The organism is Phenylobacterium sp. (assembly GCF_036563285.1).
GTDB lineage: Bacteria > Pseudomonadota > Alphaproteobacteria > Caulobacterales > Caulobacteraceae > Phenylobacterium.
In genome coordinates, this window is record NZ_DATCMR010000012.1 from 36,633 (window position 1) to 55,899 (window position 19,267).

General features: G+C 70.4%; 19 protein-coding genes. 15 read left to right on the forward strand and 4 right to left on the reverse strand.

The window, feature by feature from the left end; all coding sequences use genetic code 11:
- Positions 1 to 6 precede the first annotated feature (6 nt).
- The gene (gene tyrS / locus VIL76_RS18520; RefSeq protein WP_332046552.1) at positions 7 to 1,329 is read right to left on the reverse strand and encodes a tyrosine--tRNA ligase; all 1,323 of its coding nucleotides are present in this window, start codon (positions 1,327 to 1,329) and stop codon (positions 7 to 9) included.
- A gap of 180 nt (positions 1,330 to 1,509) precedes the next feature.
- Between tyrS and VIL76_RS18525 the strand changes: the two genes are divergently transcribed.
- The 6 genes from VIL76_RS18525 (at position 1,510) to VIL76_RS18550 (ending at position 9,517) form a co-directional block, all read left to right on the forward strand.
- Positions 1,510 to 2,607, forward strand: a complete 1,098-nt coding sequence (locus VIL76_RS18525; protein ID WP_332046553.1) for an anhydro-N-acetylmuramic acid kinase — start codon at positions 1,510 to 1,512, stop codon at positions 2,605 to 2,607.
- 116 nt (positions 2,608 to 2,723) lie between these two features.
- A complete protein-coding gene (locus VIL76_RS18530; RefSeq protein ID WP_332046554.1) occupies positions 2,724 to 4,532 on the forward strand; it encodes an NAD(P)/FAD-dependent oxidoreductase in 1,809 nt (602 codons plus the stop codon).
- A 112-nt stretch (positions 4,533 to 4,644) separates the two neighbouring features.
- A complete protein-coding gene (locus VIL76_RS18535; protein WP_332046555.1) occupies positions 4,645 to 6,165 on the forward strand; it encodes a DUF4173 domain-containing protein in 1,521 nt (506 codons plus the stop codon).
- Positions 6,166 to 6,173: 8 nt separating this feature from the next.
- Complete coding sequence (locus tag VIL76_RS18540; protein ID WP_332046556.1) at positions 6,174 to 6,878, forward strand: response regulator transcription factor; 705 nt, start codon at positions 6,174 to 6,176, stop codon at positions 6,876 to 6,878.
- The gene (locus tag VIL76_RS18545; RefSeq protein ID WP_332046557.1) at positions 6,875 to 8,458 is read left to right on the forward strand and encodes a HAMP domain-containing sensor histidine kinase; all 1,584 of its coding nucleotides are present in this window, start codon (positions 6,875 to 6,877) and stop codon (positions 8,456 to 8,458) included. The genes VIL76_RS18540 and VIL76_RS18545 overlap by 4 nt, the downstream gene beginning before the upstream one ends.
- A gap of 30 nt (positions 8,459 to 8,488) precedes the next feature.
- Positions 8,489 to 9,517, forward strand: coding sequence for a M23 family metallopeptidase (locus VIL76_RS18550; protein ID WP_332046558.1), 1,029 nt, complete (start codon positions 8,489 to 8,491; stop codon positions 9,515 to 9,517).
- Here VIL76_RS18550 and VIL76_RS18555 read toward each other — a convergent pair.
- The 3 genes from VIL76_RS18555 to VIL76_RS18565 are packed head-to-tail and all read right to left on the reverse strand — an operon-like array spanning position 9,514 to position 11,940.
- Positions 9,514 to 9,882: a nuclear transport factor 2 family protein gene (locus VIL76_RS18555; protein ID WP_332046559.1), complete on the reverse strand. Its 369-nt coding sequence runs from the start codon at positions 9,880 to 9,882 to the stop codon at positions 9,514 to 9,516. The two genes, VIL76_RS18550 and VIL76_RS18555, sit on opposite strands and share 4 nt — an antisense overlap.
- Before the next feature lie 4 nt (positions 9,883 to 9,886).
- Positions 9,887 to 11,284 carry a M20/M25/M40 family metallo-hydrolase gene (locus VIL76_RS18560; RefSeq protein WP_332046560.1) on the reverse strand — a complete coding sequence of 466 codons (1,398 nt, stop codon included), beginning with the start codon at positions 11,282 to 11,284 and terminating at the stop codon, positions 9,887 to 9,889.
- Positions 11,285 to 11,289: 5 nt separating this feature from the next.
- A complete protein-coding gene (locus VIL76_RS18565) occupies positions 11,290 to 11,940 on the reverse strand; it encodes an alpha/beta hydrolase (protein ID WP_332046561.1) in 651 nt (216 codons plus the stop codon).
- 139 nt (positions 11,941 to 12,079) lie between these two features.
- On the opposite strand from VIL76_RS18565, the gene VIL76_RS18570 reads away from it, so the two are divergent.
- Genes VIL76_RS18570 through VIL76_RS18610 form a run of 9 tightly spaced genes read left to right on the forward strand, consistent with a single transcriptional unit; the run spans position 12,080 to position 19,263 of the window.
- Positions 12,080 to 12,517 carry an Rrf2 family transcriptional regulator gene (locus tag VIL76_RS18570; RefSeq protein ID WP_332046562.1) on the forward strand — a complete coding sequence of 146 codons (438 nt, stop codon included), beginning with the start codon at positions 12,080 to 12,082 and terminating at the stop codon, positions 12,515 to 12,517.
- A complete protein-coding gene (locus VIL76_RS18575) occupies positions 12,514 to 13,644 on the forward strand; it encodes a cysteine desulfurase family protein (protein ID WP_332046563.1) in 1,131 nt (376 codons plus the stop codon). Before VIL76_RS18570 ends, VIL76_RS18575 begins: the two co-directional genes overlap by 4 nt.
- Entirely contained in the window at positions 13,644 to 15,113 is a 1,470-nt protein-coding gene (sufB, locus tag VIL76_RS18580; protein WP_332046564.1) for a Fe-S cluster assembly protein SufB, read from the forward strand. The genes VIL76_RS18575 and sufB overlap by 1 nt, the downstream gene beginning before the upstream one ends.
- A complete protein-coding gene (locus VIL76_RS18585) occupies positions 15,110 to 15,514 on the forward strand; it encodes a hypothetical protein (RefSeq protein ID WP_332046565.1) in 405 nt (134 codons plus the stop codon). The genes sufB and VIL76_RS18585 overlap by 4 nt, the downstream gene beginning before the upstream one ends.
- Positions 15,514 to 16,260 (forward strand): Fe-S cluster assembly ATPase SufC, encoded by a 747-nt coding sequence (gene sufC, locus VIL76_RS18590; RefSeq protein WP_332046566.1) that lies wholly within the window; start codon positions 15,514 to 15,516, stop codon positions 16,258 to 16,260. Before VIL76_RS18585 ends, sufC begins: the two co-directional genes overlap by 1 nt.
- Positions 16,257 to 17,282: a Fe-S cluster assembly protein SufD gene (gene sufD, locus VIL76_RS18595; protein ID WP_332046567.1), complete on the forward strand. Its 1,026-nt coding sequence runs from the start codon at positions 16,257 to 16,259 to the stop codon at positions 17,280 to 17,282. The genes sufC and sufD overlap by 4 nt, the downstream gene beginning before the upstream one ends.
- 3 nt (positions 17,283 to 17,285) lie before the next feature.
- Positions 17,286 to 18,500, forward strand: coding sequence for a cysteine desulfurase (locus tag VIL76_RS18600; protein WP_332046568.1), 1,215 nt, complete (start codon positions 17,286 to 17,288; stop codon positions 18,498 to 18,500).
- Positions 18,500 to 18,859, forward strand: coding sequence for an SUF system Fe-S cluster assembly protein (locus tag VIL76_RS18605; RefSeq protein WP_332046569.1), 360 nt, complete (start codon positions 18,500 to 18,502; stop codon positions 18,857 to 18,859). Before VIL76_RS18600 ends, VIL76_RS18605 begins: the two co-directional genes overlap by 1 nt.
- Entirely contained in the window at positions 18,859 to 19,263 is a 405-nt protein-coding gene (locus VIL76_RS18610) for an iron-sulfur cluster assembly accessory protein (protein ID WP_332046570.1), read from the forward strand. Before VIL76_RS18605 ends, VIL76_RS18610 begins: the two co-directional genes overlap by 1 nt.
- Positions 19,264 to 19,267: the final 4 nt, after the last annotated feature.

The following is a 19,267-nucleotide window of genomic DNA, read 5'->3' on the forward strand; positions in this document are numbered from 1 at the left end:
ATTCCCTCAGACGGGTTTCACCAGGACGATCTTCTTCTTGCCCGCCGCCAGCTTGACCACGCCGTCGACGAGGTCGGCGGCGGTGACGGTGCGGTTGGCGTCGGTCTCCGGCTTGTCGTTCAGGCGCAAGCCGCCGCCCTGGGCCAGGCGCCGGGCCTCGCCGCGGGAGGCGGCCAGCCCGGCGTCGACGGCGAGCGCGGCCAGGACGATGCCGGCCTCGAGCTCCGCAGCCGGGATCTCGTGCGTCGGCAGGTCGGCCGACAGTCCGCCGCGCTCGAAGGCGGCTTCGGCGGCGGCGGCAGCCTTGGCGGCTTCCTCCGGGCCGTGCAGGAGGGTGGTGGCGGCGTTGGCCAGCACCTTCTTGGCCTCGTTGATCTGGGCGCCCGGAAGCGCTTCGAGACGCGCGATCTCGTCCAGCGGCAGGTCGGTGAAGAGCCGCAGGAACCGCCCGACGTCAGCGTCCTCGGTGTTCCGCCAGAACTGCCAGTAGTCGTACGGCGAACGCATGTCGGCGTTGAGCCAGACGGCTCCACCGACGGTCTTGCCCATCTTCTGGCCCGACGCGGTGGAGAGGAGCGGGGTGGTGAGGCCGAACGCGGGCTTGCCGTCCACGCGGCGGATCAGCTCCACGCCGTTGACGATATTGCCCCACTGGTCGGAGCCGCCCATCTGCAGCAGGCAGCCGTAGCGGCGCTCCAGCTCCAGGAAGTCCACCGACTGCATCAGCATGTAGTTGAACTCGAGGAAGGTCATCGGCTGCTCGCGCTCGAGGCGGAGCTTCACGCTGTCGAAGGCGAGCATGCGGTTGATGGTGAAGTGGACGCCGTACTTGCGCAGAAACTCGACGTAGCCGAACGACGACAGCCACTCGTCGTTGTTGACCATGACCGCGTCGGTTGGCCCGTCACCGAAGCGCAGGAACTTCGCGAAGGTGCCCTTGATGGCCGCGATGTTGCCGTTGATCTGCTCATCGGTGAGCAGCGGGCGCTGGCCCTCCTTGTCGGTCGGGTCACCCACCTTCGTCGTGCCGCCGCCCATGACGACGATCGGTTTGTGCCCGGTCTGCTGCAGCCGGCGCAGCGTCATGATCGAGAACAGGTGGCCCACGTGCAGGGACGCGGCGGTGGCGTCGAAGCCAATGTACGCCGTGATCGGGCCGTTCGCGGCGGCTTCGTCGAGCTCGGCCGGATGGGTGATCTGCTGGATATGGCCGCGCGCCTGCAGGGTCTTCAGGAACTCGGACTTGAAGGCGGGCTCGGACATCTGGGGCTCGGCAGAACTTCGGTGCGCGGGCTCTAGCACGGCGCGGTTCAGGATTTCGAGGGACATGGCTGGCTCCTTGGGGTGAGGAGGCCGGCGTCGTTCTGATCGGCAGAGGGCGCCGGCCGGTTCAGGCAGGCGCGAGGGATCGGGCCTGCGTCTAGGGCAGGCGGTAATAGCGGCCGAACAGCGGGCGGCTTCCGATCATGGCAGCTAGCTAGGTGACCCGACCCATGGCAGTCAAGCCGCATGCGCGTGCTGGGCTTCATGACCGGGACCTCCCTCGACGCCGTCGACATGGCGGTGCTGGAGACCGACGGCGAAGAGATCCAGGCGTTCGGCCCGGCCGGGGAGCGCAAGCTCAGCGAGCCGGTGCGGGAGCTGATGCTCGAGGCCACCATGGAGGCCCTGAAGCGGACCGAGGCGGCGCCGGAGGTGTTCGGCAAGGCCGCGCGGGCCGGGGCGGAGGAGCATTTCGCCGCCGCCGAGGCCTTCCTGGCGGCCAACGGCCTCGCCTGGGGCGACCTCGACCTGATCGGCATGCACGGGCAGACGGTGCTGCACGAGCGACCGCAGGGCGGCCGGCCAGGGCGGACGGTCCAGCTCGGCGACGCCGAGTGGCTGGCGACGCGGACCGGCGTGCCCGTGGCGCACGACTTCCGCTCCGCGGACATGGCGGCCGGCGGGGAGGGGGCGCCGATCGCGCCGGTGTACCACGTGGCCAACGCGCGGCGCTCGGGGCTGGAGCCGCCGCTGGCGGTGCTGAACGTGGGCGGGGTCGCCAACGTCACCTTCTGGTCGGGCGGCGAGGACTTCACCGCCTTCGACACCGGGCCCGGCAACGGGATGATCGACCTCCTGGTGCAGGATCGCGGCGCCGGCCGGTTCGACGACAAGGGCCGCTATGCGAGCGTCGGCAAGGCCAACGAGGGGATCGTGCGTGCGCTGCTGGCGCATCCCTATTTCGAGGCGAAGCCGCCGAAGTCGCTGGACCGCTACGACTTCTCCCTGGAGCCGCTGAAGGGCGTCGAGCTGGAGGACGCCTGCGCGACGCTGGTGGCGTTCATGGCCGAAGCCGTGAAGCTGGCCTTCGCGCACGTGGAGCCGCCAAAGGCGCTGATCGTCACCGGCGGCGGGCGGCACAATCCGGAGATCATGAAGGCGCTCACGCAGCGGCTGCCGTGCCCGGTCAAGGCGGCCGAGGACGTGGGCTGGCGCGGCGACGCCATCGAGGCCGAGGCGATCGCCTACATCGCGGCGCGGACGGCGCGCGGGCTGCCGATCACGTTCCCGGGGACGACGGGGCTGAAGGCGCCGATGAGCGGCGGCAGGATCGCGAGGGCGTAATTTCCCTCCCCTGGAGGGGAGGGAAAGCGCGGCTCCTGCGTTCGATCGACCTGACCCCAGGTCACGCTTGCGTTCAAACGGGTGTTCGACAACGCTGGTCCGGCGGAGGAGCAGCGATGGCGGACGACATCTCGGTGGGCGAGGACCTCGGCTTCGATCCGGAGGCGCTGAGGGCCAGGTACCGCGCCGAGCGGGACAAGCGGCTGCGGGCCGACGGCAACGCGCAGTACATCGATGTCAGCCGGTTCTCGCACTACCTGGACGACCCCTATGTGGAGCCGGGGTTCAGCCGCAGCCCCCTGACCGACGAGGTCGAGGTGGTCGTGGTGGGCGGCGGGTTCGGCGGGCAGCTCGCCGCCGCGCGGCTGAAGCAGGCCGGCGTCACCGACGTGCGGATCATCGAGAAGGGCGGGGACTTCGGGGGCACCTGGTACTGGAACAGGTACCCGGGCGCGGCCTGCGACATCGAGAGCTACATCTACCTGCCGCTGCTGGAGGAAGTGGGCTTCATGCCCACCGAGAAGTACTCCCGCGCCCCGGAGATCCTGCGGCACAGCCGGCTCATCGGCGAGAAGTTCGGCCTGTACGACAACGCCTGCTTCCAGACCGAGGTGACGAAGCTGGCGTGGGACGAGGCGGCGGCGCGCTGGATCGTCCACACCAACCGCGACGACGCCATGCGCGCGCAGTTCGTGGTCATGGCCAACGGGCCGCTGCACCGGCCGAAGCTGCCGGGCATCCCCGGCATCGAGAGCTTCAGGGGCCACAGCTTCCACACCAGCCGCTGGGACTACGGCTACACGGGCGGAGACGCGAACGGCGGCCTGACCGGGCTGAAGGACAAGGTGGTGGGGATCATCGGCACGGGCGCCACGGCCGTGCAGTGCGTGCCGCACCTGGGCGAGGGGGCCAAGCAGCTCTACGTCTTCCAGCGCACGCCCTCGTCCATCGACGTGCGGGCGAACCGGCCGACCGACCCGGAGTGGGCGAAGAGCCTGCCGCCGGGGTGGCAGCAGGAGCGGATGGACAACTTCAACGTCCTGGTCTCCGGCGGCTTCGCGGACAAGGACCTGGTCAACGACGGCTGGACCGACATCATCGGCAACATCCTGCTGCTGGCGCGGAAGAAGATGATGGCGGGCGAGCCGGTGGAGAACCCGGCCGAGCTGATGCAGCTGGCCGACTTCAAGAAGATGGAGCAGGTGCGCGCCCGGGTGGACGCCATCGTGCGCGACCGGCAGACAGCGGAGGCGCTGAAGCCCTACTACAACCAGTTCTGCAAGCGGCCCTGCTTCCACGACGAGTACCTGGCGACCTTCAACCGGCCGAACGTGGAGCTGGTGGACACGCAAGGCCGAGGTGTGGAGCGGATCACCGAGACAGGCGTGGTGGCGAACGGGCGCGAGTACAGGCTCGACTGCCTGATCTATGCGACCGGGTTCGAGGTGGGCACCGACTACACCCGGCGCGCCGGCTACGAGGTCTATGGGCGCGGGGGCCAGACGCTGACGGAGAAGTGGAAGGACGGGGCCTCTACCCTGCACGGGCTGCTCTCCCGCGGCTTCCCCAACTGCTTCATCGTCTCGAACGTACAGTCGGGCTTCTCGGCCAACTTCCCGCACATGATCAACGAGCAGTCCAAGCACATCGCCTATGTGCTGGCCGAGGCCAAGGCGCGGCAGGCGCGGACGGTGGAGCCTTCCCAGGCTGCGGAGGAGGCCTGGGTGAAGACGATCGAGGACCTCTCGATCATGCGCGAGCAGTTCCTCGCTGAGTGCACGCCCGGCTACTACAACAACGAGGGCAACGTGCAGGCCATGGCCAAGCGCAACGGCTCATACGGCGCCGGACCGGTCGCCTTCGTGAAGGTGCTGGAGGACTGGCGCGCCGAGGGCGAGCTCAAGGGGCTGGAGCTGGGGGCCTAGGGGCCTCTGCACCGAATCTGCACGGCAGCGCCTTGGGCGGCGGACGGCGTCGCCGTCAGGGCTCAACAGGCCGGCGTTAGACCTGGGACCCTGATTAATGGGGTTCCTCGACGTGCGCGCGCATCTTCCGACGTTCTGGATCAAGGCGGCGCTGCTGGCCGGCCTCGTGGCGCTGGCCGACCAGCTGCTGTTCACCGCGCCGGACCTGGGCGGGAACATGGGGATGGTGCTGCTGGGGTTCGTGGCCGCCGCGGGCCTGGCGCACCGGGCGATCTGGAAGAGCCGCGTGGGGCTGACGGCGCTCGGGAGCGCCGCGGCCCTGGCGCTGGTGCAGATCGAGCACGCGACGATCGTGGGCTGGCTGATGTTCTGGACCGCGCTGGCGGTGGCGGTGCTGGCGCCGCGCGCGGCCGCGTCGGACGGGGCGTGGCAGTGGTGGCAGCGGCTGGTGGTGCTCGGGCTGAAGGGCCTGATCGCGCCGGTCGCCGACCTGCTGCGGCTGCTGAAGACCCGCGAGCGGCGCGGGCGGATCAGGCCTCAGGCCGTGCTGCTGACGCTGGCGCTGCCGGCGATCGGCGGGGTGGTGTTCTTCGCCCTGTTCGCGGCGGCCAACCCGGTGATCGGCGACTGGTTCTCGGCGCTCAGCCTGCCGACGCCGGACTTCGAGCGGATCATCCCCAGCGCCTTCGTCGCCCTGCTGGCCTGGGGGGCGCTTAGGCCGCACAGCCTGCGCCGCCCGCTGAGGACGGTGGACGCCCAGGGCGAGCTCGACCTGCCGGGCGTCACCCTTCGGTCGATCACGCTCTCGCTGGTGGTGTTCAACGCCATCTTCGCCCTGCAGAACGGGCTCGACGTCGCCTTCCTTTGGAGCGGGGCGCCGCTGCCGGAAGGGATGACGCTCGCGGAGTATGCGCACCGCGGCGCCTATCCGCTGATCGCCACGGCGCTGCTGGCGGGTGTCTTCGTGGTGGTGTTCCTCCGGCCTGGGACGGCGACGGCGGACGCGCCGCTGGTGCGCCGGCTGGTGATCCTCTGGATCGTGCAGAACCTGTTCCTGGTAGCCTCCACGGCGCTGCGGACCATCGACTACATCGACGTCTATTCGCTGACGCGCCTGCGGATCGCGGCCCTGCTCTGGATGGGGCTGGTGGCGACGGGGCTGGGGCTGATCGCCTGGCGGCTCCTGAAGGCCAAGAGCACCGCGTGGCTGATCAACGCCAACGTGCTGGGGGCGGGCGTGGTGCTGGCCGGCTGCGCGGTGGTGGACCTGGGAGCCGTGGCGGCGGCGTGGAACGTGCGCCACGCGCGCGAGGCCGGAGGCCGCGGCGAGGCGCTGGACGTCTGCTACCTGCAGGGGCTTGGCGGCGGGGCGGCGGTGTCCCTGGCGCAGCTGGAGCGGATGGACGTGGATCCCGAGCTGAAGGCGCGGGCGGCCTGGGCGCGGGCGCAGGCGGTCGGGAAGCTGGAGGAGAACCACGCCGACTGGCGCACCTGGACGTTCCGCGACGCGCGGCGGCTGTCGCGAGTGCAGGCGCTGACCCAAGGCCTGCCGCCGCCGAGGCCCACGCCGTGCCGGCCTGCTGCGCCTCGGTTGACGGCGCCTCAGTTGACGGCTCCGGCGAACCCCCGATGATCGGGCGCATGCAGCACACCGTCCTGGTGGTCGACGACGATCCGCACATCCGCCAGCTCCTGGTGTTCGCCCTGGGCAAGGCCGGACTGGCCGCGCGCGAGGCGGAGGACGGGGAGGCGGCGCTGGCGGCGATCGCGGAGGTCCAGCCCGACCTGGTGATCCTGGACATCAACATGCCGCGGCTGAACGGGCTCGACGTCTGCCGCAAGATCCGCGCGCAGGGCGACCTGCCGATCCTGTTCCTGTCGTCGCGGGACGACGAGATCGACCGGGTGCTGGGCATCGAGCTGGGCGGCGACGACTATGTGGTGAAGCCGTTCAGCCCGCGGGAGGTGACCGCGCGGGTGCAGGCGATCCTGCGGCGCGCGTCCGCCTCCGCCAAGGCTCCGGAGGACAGGCCGCAGCTCGCCCAGGGCCGGCTGAAGCTTGACCCCGACAGCTGGACGGCGACCTGGAACGGCGCGGATGTGAGCCTGACCGTCACCGAGTTCTCGATCCTGAAGGCGCTGATGGCGGCGCCCTCCAAGGTGTTCAGCCGCGACCAGATCATCGACCGGCTGCACGGACCGGGGTTCGCGATCACCGACCGGACCATCGACAGCCATGTGCGCAACCTGCGCGGCAAGTTCGCAGCGCTGGGCGGGCAGGACGTGATCGAGACGCGGCCGGGCGTCGGCTACCGGCTGGGGCCCTGCCTCGGCGAGCCTGCGTGATCGACCGCCTCAAGGCCCTGGCCAAGCGGCACTGGCCGCGGCTGCGGCTGCGGACCATCCTGTTCGCGGTGCTGTTCTTCACCGCCGCCATGCCGGGCATCGGGGCGATCAGCCTGCGGGTCTACGAGAACACCCTCGTGCGGCAGACGGAGGCCGAGCTGGTGGCGCAGGGCGCGGTGCTGGCGGCGGCCGCGAGCGTCGCCTGGCCGGGGGCGGCGGCGGAGCCGGCGCCGGACCCCGCGGCGCCGGGCTACTACGAGCCGGAGCCGTCGAAGCTGGACCTGTCGCGCACGCCCGTGCTGCCCGAGCGGCCGGCCCCCGGGCCCGCGGCACGGCCGGCGGACCCGGCTGCGTTGGCCGCCGCGGCCGAGGTCGAGCGGATCATCCAGCGGACCACACGCACGACGCTGGCTTCGGTGGTCGTGCTGGACCGCCATGGGATCGTCGCCCGCGGCCAGGGGCAGGGCGGCGACCTCTCGGCGCTGCCGGAGGTGCAGGCGGCGCTGAAGGGGCAGTCGCACTCCGTGTTCCGGGTGAATGGCGACTACAGCCCGCGCTACCGGTTCGAGTGGCTGAGCCGGGCCTCGGGCATCCGGCTGCACCACGCCCGGCCCATTGAGGCCGGCGGGCAGGTGGTGGGGGTGCTGCTGCTGTCGCGCTCGCCGCGGGCGCTGTTCCGCGGGCTCTACGAGGACCGTGGAAAGATCGCGATCGGCGTCGTCGTCATCTTCGCGATCCTGGTGCTGTTGGCGGGGCTGGTCTCGCGTGGCGTGACGCGGCCGATCGAGGCGCTCTCGGCCGCGTCGCGGGACCTCGCGGCCGGTGGCGGGAAGCTGCCGCAGACGCCGCAGACCGCGGCGGTGGAGATCCAGGCCCTCTACGAGGACTTCCGCACCATGGCCGAGCGGATCGAGCGCCGGTCCGGCTACCTGCGCGACTTCGCCGCCGCGGTGAGCCACGAGTTCAAGACGCCGCTGGCCGGCATCTCCGGCGCGGTGGAGCTGCTGCAGGACCACTTCGAGACCATGTCGGGCGCCGAGCGGCGGCGGTTCCTGGACAACATCGCCGCCGACAGCGAGCGGCTGTCGCAGCTCGTCACCCGGCTGCTGGACCTCGCGCGCGCCGACATGGCCAGTCCCGAGGGCGGGGTCGCGGCGGATCTCGCGGAACCGGTGCGGCGCGCGGCGGATGGCGCTCGGACGGCCGCGTTCGACGTGACGGTGGCGCTGCCCGAGCGGCTGCCGCCGGTGACCGTGCCGGCCGCGACAATCGAGAGCGTGCTCTCGGTGCTGTTGCAGAACGCCTGCCAGGCCGGCGCCACCCGGGCGGAGGTGGGCGTGAAGGTGATGCGCAGCGAGGTGATCCTAAGCGTGACCGACGACGGGCCCGGCGTGCCCGAGCCCGACCGCGAGCGCCTATTCGAGCCGTTCTTCACCAGCCGGCGGGCGGAGGGCGGCACCGGACTGGGGCTGCCGATTGCGCGGTCCCTGCTGGCGGCGAGCCAGGGGCGGCTCACCTTGGCGCCTTCCCTGTCTGGCGCGCGTTTCGAAGCCGCCCTCCCGCGCGCGGAGCGCCCCTGAATCGTCAAACTCCGGAGGCTGCATCGGCCCATGCGCCACGCCCTGCCGCTCCTCGCCGCCCTCGCCATCGTCGCCTGCGACGGCGGCCCCGCCCCGAAAGCCGAGGCCGCCCAGCCCGCCGCGCTGCCGCCGCCGCCTGAAGGGCCGCGACTCGCTTTCCCGCTGGCCTGCCGGATCGGCGTGGACTGCGAGGTGCAGCGCTACGTGGACCGCGATCCGGGGCCGGGCCTGCTCGACTACCGCTGCGGCCGACGGACGGGCGAAGCGCACGACGGGGTGGACATCCGGCTCGTGGACATGGCGCTCCAGGCCCGCGGCGTCGACGTGCTGGCCGCCGCGGCCGGGCGGGTGGTGGCGACCCGGGACGGCGTGGAGGACGTCTCCGTGGCCAAGGTCGGGCGCGCGGCGGTGGACGCGGTGGAGTGCGGCAACCGGGTGGCCATCAACCACGGCGACGGCTGGATCAGTGACTACTGCCACATGGCTAAGGGCAGCATCCGGGTGAAGACCGGCGACGTGGTGGCGGCCGGCCAGCCGATCGGCCGGGTGGGGCTCTCCGGCCTGACCGAGTTCCCGCACGTGCATATGTCGGTCCGCCACAACAACGTCGTGGTCGACCCCTTCGCGCCGGGACCGGTGTCGCCAGGGGCGTGCCCGGCGCAGGCCCCGCTGTGGACGCCGCAGGCGGCGGTGGCCATGACCTACAAGGCGGGCGTGATCCTCAACGCCGGCTTCGCCGGCGAGCCGGTGACCATGGAGGCCATCGAGGCCGGGCGGGTCGCGCCGTTCACGGCGGCCTCGCCGGTCGTGGCGACCTACCTTCGGGCCCTGCAGCTCGACCGAGGCGACGAGCTGGAGCTGGTGCTGACCGGCCCAGGCGGCGCCCGGCTCGCCGAGTACCGCTCGCCGCCGCTCGACAACGACAAGGCCCAGCAGTTCAACTTCATCGGCAAGCGCCGGCCGCCGGCGGGCTGGCCGCCCGGCGAGTACCGGGCCGAGCTGCGGGTGCACCGCGGCCGGAAGGTGGTGCTGCAAAAGACGCTGTCGACCCGGATCTAGCCGTCGCCGACGGTCACGAAAAGCTCGCTCTCGAGCACCCACTGGCCGGTGACCTTGCGCCAGCAGGCCAGGTAGGTCCCCGAATAGCCCGAACCGGTCCAGCGGCCGGACTCCGCGGCGCGTGCGCCGGCGGCGTCGAGCTCTACGGTCACCGTGGTGCGGACGTAGGGCGTGAAGGCGGGGTCGGCGAACTGGGCGGCGAACGCCTGCACGACGGCGTCGGCACCGGTGATCAGCGCCCCGTCGCCGGCGATCAGCTTCATGTCTGGCGCGAAGAACGGCCGCAGGCGCTCGGCCTCGCGGGCCGCGATCAGCTTGTTGGTCAGCTTCCGGCGGGCGCGGATGGCGTCCTCGGGCGACGTCATGGCCTCAGCGCAGACCGATGTAGGTCTTAACCAGGTCGTAGAGGTAGTCGCGGCCCTCGTAGACGGAGCGGACGCGGATGCGCTCGTTGAGCCCGTGGGCGCCGTTGCCGTCGGGGTCTCCGAAGATGCCGGGAACGCCGTAGACCGGGATGCCGGCCGGGCCGAAGTAGCGGCCGTCCGTGGCGCCGGACGACATGGCGGGGATCACCGGCACGCCGGGGAAGTGCTTAGCGGCCAGCGCCTTCATCGGGCCGACCACCTTCTCGTCGAGCGGTGGGCTGACGGCGATCGGCCGGACCGGCGGGATCACCTCGACCTTCACCTCCGGGTCGCCGATGACGCGGACCAGGGTTTCGCGCGTGCCCTCCACCGTCTCGCCGGGGAAGATCCGGCAGTTCACTACCGCGGTCGCCCGCTGAGGCAGGGCGTTGTTGGCGTGGCCGGCGTCGAGGCGGGTGGTGACGCAGTTGGTGTGCAGGATCGAGTTGACGTTCACGTCCGTGGCCGCGATGCGGGCCGCCTCGGCGTCGGACGGATTGGCCATGAGGCGGGTGAGCGCCTGGCCGGCGGCGTCTCCGCGCCTGGCCCTGAGCTCGAATCCGACGCGGGTCGTGTCGGTGAACTTGGCCGGGAAGACGTGCGCCTGGATCTTCAGCAGCGCCTTGGCGAGCTGATAAATGGCGTTGTCAGGCCTCGGCCGCGAGGAGTGGCCGCCAGGGTTGGTCACGGTGACCAGGTAGCTCTGGGCCGCCTTCTCGCCGACCTGGATCGAGAGCCGTTCGTACTTGCCGTCGGCGGTGAGCACCCCGCCGCCGCCCTCGTTGAGGACGAACTCGGCGTCGACCAGCTCGCGGTGATTCTTCACCAGCCAGTCGGCGCCGTTGAAGGCCTCGGCGGTCTCCTCGCCGCAGGTGAGCGCCATCTTCAGCGTGCGGCGGGGCTGGCGCCCCTCGCGCTTCAGCCGGATGAAGGTGTCGACCCAGATGGCGTCCATGGCCTTCATGTCGGCGACGCCGCGACCGTAAAAATAGCCGCCTTCCTCGATGAACTCGAAGGGGTCGCGGGTCCAGTCCTCGCGCCGGGCCTCCACCACGTCCAGGTGGCCGAGCAGCAGGATGGGCTTCTGGCGGGCGTCGGAGCCCCGCAGGACGGCGGTGAGGCCGCCTTCCTTCGGATGGGCCGGGTCGACCATGACGCGGACATCGGCGTCCGGGTATCCGGCGGCCTTCAGGCGTGTGGCGAGCTGTTCGGCGGCTTTGGTGCAGCTGCCGGCCGAGAGTGCGGTGTTGGTCTCGACCAACTCCTCGTAGATCTCCCGGAAAGCCGCTTGGTCGGGCCGCAGCGCCTGCGCCTGCGCGGCGCCGGCGATGAGAGCGAGTGCGGCGGCGACCAGGGCCTTCATCGAGGTCACGCCGGCTCGGCGGCCAGGCGCTTGTCGAGGTAAGCCCCGACGCGCGTTTCGAGGTCGGGCAGGTTCTCCATCCAGAAGTGAGTGGCGCCGTCCACAACGTCGTAGTCGATGGTGATGCCCTTCTGGGTGCGCAGCTTGGAGACCACGCGCTCCACCTCGATGGGCGGGACCACGCTGTCGGCGCCGCCGTGCAGGATCAGGCCGGAGGCCGGGCAGGGGGCCAGGAAGGAGAAGTCGTAGGCGTTGGTGGGCGGCGAGACCGAGATGAAGCCGTCGGTCTCCGGCCGGCGCATCAGGAGCTGCATGCCGACCCAGGCGCCGAAGGAGTAGCCGGCGACCCAGCACTGGGAGGCGGCCGGGTTGGTGGATTGCAGCCAGTCGAGCGCCGTGGCGGCGTCCGCCAGCTCGCCGATGCCTGAGTCGAACTCGCCCTGGGAACGGCCGACGCCGCGGAAGTTGAAGCGCAGGACCGAGAAGCCGCGCTTCATGAACAGGTGGAAGAGCTGCACGGTGACGGGGTTGTTCATCTGGCCGCCCGCCTTGGGGTGCGGGTGCAGGATCAGCGCCACCGGCGCGGTTTCGCTCTTGCCCTGCGAGTAGCGTCCTTCGATCCGCCCGGCGGCCCCGGTCAGAACAACTTCTGGCATACGAACCCTCTTCGACCGCCCGTAGAATACTTGACTGCTGCGCTGGGTCTTCCTAAGTGCCGGACCTTCCCCGCGCGCGGCGGCGGCTTGTAGCACAGGCTTATCCCGATGCGCGCGAAAACTGCATCGGGTCAGGACCATGCGCCTCTCCACAAAGGGCCGGTACGCCGTCATGGCGATGGCGGACCTCGCCCGCCGCCAGGACGCGGCCGAACGTGCGGTGGCGCTGGCCGACATCGCCGCGCGGCAGGAGATCTCGCTCTCCTACCTGGAGCAGCTGTTCGCGCGTCTGCGCCGAAAGGGGCTGGTGCAGAGCGCCCGCGGGCCGGGGGGCGGCTACCGCCTGGCCAGGGCCGCCGACGCCACCACCATCGCCGAGATCGTCCACGCGGTGGACGAACCCATCCGAGCCACCCGCTGCTCGTCGCCGGGCAAGGGCTGCATGCTGAAGGGCGAGCGTTGCCTGACCCACGATTTGTGGGAGAGCCTCGGCCACCAGATCGACAACTATCTCGGCTCGGTAAGCCTGGCCGACGTGATCGGCGGACGCCTGGCGGGCGGCCAGCGGGCCGCATGAGCCTCTACCTCGATCATAACGCCACGACGCGCGTGCGGCCGGAGGCGGTCGCTGCAGTGACGCGGGCGCTGGAGGCGGGGGGCAACCCCTCGTCCGTGCATGCCGCCGGCCGCGCCGCGCGGGCGGTGGTCGAGCAGGCGCGCCAGCACGTGGCGGACCTGATCGCCGCGCCGGCCTCGACGGTGGTGTTCACCTCCGGCGGAACGGAAGCCAATGCGCTCGCCATCGAGAGCGCCGTGGCGGCGGGATCGAAGCGCCTGATCGTCTCGGCCATCGAGCACGACAGCACCCAGGAGACGGCGCGCGCCAGCGGAGCTGCGGTGGAAGTGCTGCCGGTGGACGGCGACGGGGTCGCAGACCTCGGCTGGCTCGCCGAGCGCCTGGGCCGCTGGGACGCGGCGGACGGCAGGCCGTTCGTGGCCCTGATGCTGGCCAACAACGAGACGGGCGTGATCCAGCCGGTCGAGGAAGCTTCCAAGATCGTCCGGGCCGCCGACGGCTGGCTGCACGTGGACGCCATCCAGGCGGCCGGCAAGATCGTCGTCGACAGCCGCGGGATCGGGGCGGACACGCTTTCCGTCTCCGCGCACAAGATCGGAGGGCCCCAAGGCGTGGGCGCGCTCACCTTCGGGCCGCGTGCGACGCTGTCCAGGCGCCAGCACGGCGGCGGGCAGGAGCGCGGCCGGCGCGGCGGCACCGAGAACGTCCCGGGCATCGCCGGCTTCGGCGCGGCGGCCAAGGCGGCCAACGCCCGTGAGCTGGAGCACCAGGCGGCCTGGCGCGACGCGGCGGCCGAGAAGATGAAGGCGGCTGGCGCCGTGGTGATGGGCGAGGCCGCCCCCAGGCTGCCGCAGACCCTGTGCGTGGCGACGCCCGGGTTCGCCTCGGAGCTGCAGGTCATGGCGCTCGACCTCGCCGGCGTGATGGTGAGCGCGGGCTCGGCCTGCTCATCGGGCAAGGTGAAGGCTTCGCCGGTGCTTTCCGCCATGGGGCAGGGAGAGCTGGCGTCGTGCGCCATCCGCGTATCCGGCGGTTGGGACACCACGGACGCCGACTGGAACAGGTTCGCCGAGGCTTGGTTGGAAGCCCGCGCCCGGCACGCCGCGCGCCGGAAGGAAGTCGCGTAATGGCCGTCGCCAAACAGACCGTCGAGCATGTCCAAAGCCTGGAGCGCTACAAGCACGGCTTCGTCACCGACATCGAGCAGGACTTCGCGCCCAAGGGGCTGAACGAGGACATCGTCCGGTTCATCTCGGCGAAGAAGAACGAGCCGGAGTGGATGCTGGAGTGGCGGCTGGAGGCCTTCCGCCGCTGGCTCGCCATGGACGAGCCCGCCTGGGCCAAGGTGAGCTTCCCGCGGATCGACTACCAGGACAGCTACTACTACGCCGCGCCGAAGCAGAAGGTGGGGCCGAAGAGCCTCGACGAGGTCGATCCGGACCTCCTGGAGACCTACAAGAAGCTGGGCATCCCGCTGCGCGAGCAGGAGGTGCTGGCCGGCGTCGAGGGCGCGCCGCGATACGCCGTGGACGCTGTGTTCGACAGCGTCTCCGTGGTGACGACCTTCAAGAAGGAGCTCGCCGAGGCGGGGGTCATCTTCTGCTCGATGAGCGAGGCGATCCGCGAGCACCCCGAGCTGGTGAAGCAGTACCTGGGCACCGTGGTCCCGGTGAGCGACAACTACTTCGCCTGCCTGAACGCGGCGGTCTTCTCCGACGGCAGCTTCGTCTATGTGCCGCCGGGCGTGCGCTGTCCGATGGAGCTCTCCACCTATTTCCGGATCAATGCCGAGAACTCCGGCCAGTTCGAGCGCACCCTGATCATCGCCGACAAGGGCGCCTACGTCTCGTACCTGGAGGGCTGCACGGCCCCGATGCGGGACGAGAACCAGCTGCACGCGGCCGTCGTCGAGCTGGTCACGCTCGATGACGCCGAGATCAAATATTCGACCGTCCAGAACTGGTACCCGGGCGATCCCGAGACCGGGAAGGGCGGCATCTACAACTTCGTCACCAAGCGGGCCGACTGCCGCGGCGACCGCTCGAAGGTGAGCTGGACGCAGGTGGAGACCGGCTCGTCGATCACCTGGAAGTACCCGTCCTGCGTGCTGCGCGGGGAGGGTAGCTCGGGCGAGTTCTACTCCATCGCCATCACCAACGGCCGCCAGCAGGCCGACACCGGGACGAAGATGATCCACCTTGGGGCGAACACCCGCTCGCGGATCATCTCCAAGGGGATCAGCGCCGGGAAGAGCTCCAACACCTACCGCGGCCTGGTCTCGGCGCACCCGAAGGCCAAGGGTGCTCGCAACTTCACCCAGTGCGACAGCCTGCTGATCGGGAAGCACTGCGCCGCCCACACGGTGCCCTACATCGAGGCCCGCAACGGCCAGTCGGTGTTCGAGCACGAGGCGACGACGACGCGGCTTTCGGAAGACCAGTTGTTCTACGCCATGCAGCGCGGGCTCTCCCAGGAGGAGGCGGTGCAGCTGCTGGTGAACGGCTTCGTGAAGGACGTGCTCCAGGAGCTGCCCATGGAGTTCGCCGTGGAGGCCCAGAAGCTGGTGGCCATCTCGCTGGAAGGGAGCGTGGGGTGACGACGCGGACGAAGAAGCTCGCGAAGCTTTCGCTGAAGGACGCCTTCGAGGCCGAGTACACGCGCCGCCAGGCTGAGCGCCGTGCGCGCGAGGAGGCGGAGCGCCGCCAGCAGGAGCAGGACCTGGCGCAGGCCGAGGAGCTGCACGACCTGCTCGCCTCGGAGCCGGCGTTCCTGGCCAAGCACGGCCTCACCGTCGACCGGCGCCGCTACACGGTGAGCCTCGACCATGCCGATTACCGCATCCAGGCCTACTGGGAGGGCGGGCGCGCGAGCGTGACCTCCTCCGACAAGCGCTTCACCCCGCCCGGCTCCGCCGCGCCTCGCAAGCAGGAGAGCGTCGAGACCGTGGAAGACGCCCTGCGCGTCATGGCCCAGTACCTCGCCGACGAGACCCGTTGATGCTGAACGTCCAGAACCTCCATGCCTCGGTGGACGAGAAGGAGATCCTGAAGGGTCTCACCCTGGAGGTGCCGGCGGGCGAGGTGCACGCGATCATGGGGCCGAACGGGGCGGGCAAGTCGACCCTGTCCTACGTCCTGACCGGCCGGCAGGGCTACGAGGTCACGCAAGGCACAGCCACGCTCGACGGCGAGGACCTGCTGGCGCTGGACCCCAGCGAGCGGGCCGCCAAGGGCGTGTTCCTGTCGTTCCAGTATCCGCTGGAGATCCCGGGCGTGCCGGCGCTGACCTTCATCCGCACGGCGCTGAGCGCCCAGAAGAAGGCGCGCGGCGAGCCGGAGGTGACCGCTCCGGAGTTCCTGAAGCTGGCGCGCCAGAAGGCGGGCGAGCTGAAGATCGACTTCGACATGCTCAAGCGCGCGCTCAACGTCGGGTTCTCCGGCGGTGAGAAGAAGCGGATGGAAATCCTTCAGATGGCGATGCTTTCGCCGCGCTTCCTGATCCTCGACGAGACCGATTCCGGGCTCGATATCGACGCGCTCAGGATCGTTGCCGACGGGGTGAACAACCTGCGCTCGCCCGAGCGGGCCATGCTGGTGATCACCCACTATCAGCGGCTGCTCGACTACATCAAACCGGACCGGGTGCATGTGCTCTCGGGAGGCCGGATCGTGGCGTCCGGCGGGCCGGAGCTGGCGCTGGAGCTGGAGCGCGAAGGCTACGACAAGTACGCGAGGGCCGCTTGAACCTGGCCGCCGCCATACGCGAGCGCGATGTCGCGCAACTGCCCGGCAAGCGGGACGAGGACTGGCGCTGGACCGATCTGCGCGGGCTGATCCGCGTGCTGCCTGACGCCTCGCCGCCGTTCGAGGGCGAGGTGACGGAGGGCCCGTTCGACGGGCTGACGAAGGAACGCCACTGGATCCTCAACGGGCGCACCCCGCAGCACATCGAGGTGGGGCCGGGCCAGGAGCGCGTGGCCAGCCTGCGGCTGGTCTCGCGCGGAGCGGGCTCGCACGCGGGCGATGTGGTTGTTCGGGTGGCCGAGGGCGGGCGGCTGGTGCTGCTGGAGAGCTATGAGAGCGACGGCGGTTCGGTCGCGCAGACCTCCCTCACCATCGCGGTCGCCAAGGGCGGCAGCGTCGAGCGCGTCGTGCTCGCCGCCGACCATGAGGACGCCGTCTCCGTGAGCCAGGCGGACGTGGAGCTCGCCCCCGAAGCCCGATTCGCCCAGACTGTGCTCACTTCAGGCGCGCGCCGGCAGCGCACCGAGACGACGGTGCGCCATCCGGGCGGACATGCGGAGCTGAGGCTCGACGGCGTCTACCTGCTCGCCGGCAAGCGCCACGCCGACATCACCACCGTCGTCGCCCACGCGGGCCTGGATGGCCGCACCGGGCAGCTGACCAAGGGCGTGGTCCGCGACCAAGCGCGCGGCGTCTTCCAGGGCCGGATCGTGGTCTCCGAGGGGGCCGACAGAACGGACGCGCGGATGGGCCACCACGCCCTCATCCTGTCGGACCGCGCCGAAGTCGACGCCAAGCCGGAGCTGGAGATCTACGCCGACGACGTCTCCTGCGCGCATGGCAACACGGTGGGCGCGCTGGACGAGGACGCGCTGTTCTACGCCCGGCAGCGGGGCATACCGGAGGCCGAGGCCCGGGCCATGCTGACCGAGGCCTTCATCGGCGAGGTGGTGGACCGCATCGAGCACCAGGGCGCGCGCGACGCCGTGCGGCGCTGGGCGGCGGAAAGGCTGAGGGGCTAGGCCATGGCCTTCGACGCCGAAGCGATCCGCGCCGAGTTCCCGATCCTGCAGCGGCAGGTGAACGGCAAGCCGCTGGTCTACCTCGACAGCGCGGCCTCCGCCCAGAAGCCGCGGGCCGTGATCGAGGCCATGGTCCACGCCATGGAGCACTCCTACGCCAACGTGCACCGGGGGCTGCACACGCTCGCCAACGAGACCACCGACGCCTACGAGGGCGCGCGCAAGAAAATCGCCGCCTTCATCGGCGCGGAGCCGAACGAGGTGGTGTTCACCAAGGGCGGCACCGAGGCGATCAACCTGGTCGCGGCCGGCATCGGGACGTACCTGCAGCCCGGCGACGAGATCGTGCTCTCGGAGATGGAGCACCACGCGAACATCGTCCCCTGGCACTTCCTGCGCGAGCGCAAGGGCGTGGTGCTGAAGTGGGCGCCGATCACCGAGGACGGCGCGCTGGATGTCGAGGCCTTCCAGCGGCTGCTGGGCCCGAAAACCAGGGTCGTGGCGCTCAGCCACATGTCCAACGTGCTCGGCACCATCAATCCGGCGATGGAGCTGACGCGGATGGCCCACGAGGCCGGCGCCGTGGTGCTGCTCGACGGCTGCCAGGCCATCGTCCACAAGCCGGTGGACGTGAAGGCGCTGGACGTCGATTTCTACGTCTTCTCCGGCCACAAGCTCTACGGCCCCACCGGTATCGGCGCGCTCTACGGCAAGGCCGAGAAGCTGGCCGCCCTTCCGCCTTACCAGGGCGGCGGCGAGATGATCGGCCAGGTCTCGATGGACGAGATCACCTACGCCGATCCGCCGCACCGGTTCGAGGCGGGCACGCCGGCGATCCTGGAGGCCATCGGCTTCGGGGCGGCGGTCGACTGGCTCTCGGGCCTCGATCGGATCGCCATCGCCGAACACGAGCACCGGCTCTACGCACGTGTCCGGGAGCGCCTGCAGGGCGCCAACTGGCTGCGCGTGCTCGGCGAGGCGGAGGGGAAGGGGGCGATCCTGTCCTTCACCGTAGACGGGGCGCACGCCCACGACGTGGCCCAGATCCTCGACCGCTACGGGATCGCGGTGCGGGCAGGGACCCACTGCGCCGAGCCGCTGATGCGCCGATTTGGCTGCACGTCGAGCGCTCGGGCCTCCTTCGCCCTATATAATACCGAACAGGAGGCCGACGCCTTCGTGGACGCTTTGACCAAGACTCAGGCTTTCTTCTCGTGATGGACGACGCAGCGATCGAAACCGCAAGCCCGACTCCCCTCAGCCAGGCGGAGCTCGACGCGCTGACCGACAAGCTGATCGAGCAGCTGAAGACCGTCTACGACCCGGAAATCCCGGTGGACATCTACGAGCTGGGCCTCATCTACAAGGTCGACGTCTCGGACGATAAGGACGTGGTCATCGACATGACCTTGACGGCGCCCGGCTGCCCGGTGGCCGGCGAGATGCCGGGCTGGGTCGAGGACGCGGTCAAGGAGATCCCTGAGGTGAAGTCCTGCAAGGTCGAGCTGGTGTTCGATCCGCCATGGGACCCGTCGCGCATGAGCGACGAGGCCAAGCTGCAGCTGAACATGTTCTGATGAGCGACCTCGGCTTCACCCCAGCTCCGCGAGCCCGCCGTCCCCGCCCAAAGGTGGTCACCCTCTCAGAGAGCGCTGCCGAGCGCGTGCGCGAGATCATGGGCCGCGCGGAGAAGCCCTATGCGGGACTTCGCGTCGGCGTGAAGAACGGCGGATGCGCGGGCCAGGAGTACGTCCTGGAATACGCCGACACCGCCAATCCTCTGGACGAGGTGGTGGAGGACAAGGGCGTCACCATCCTGGTGGAGCCCAAGGCCGTGCTGTTCCTGGTCGGCACCGAGATCGACTACGAGGTGAACAAGCTCTCGGCCAAGTTCGTGTTCCGCAACCCCAACGAGACCGACGCCTGCGGCTGCGGCGAGAGCGTCACCATCCAGCCGGCGAAGCCCGACGAGGCGGCCTAAACGT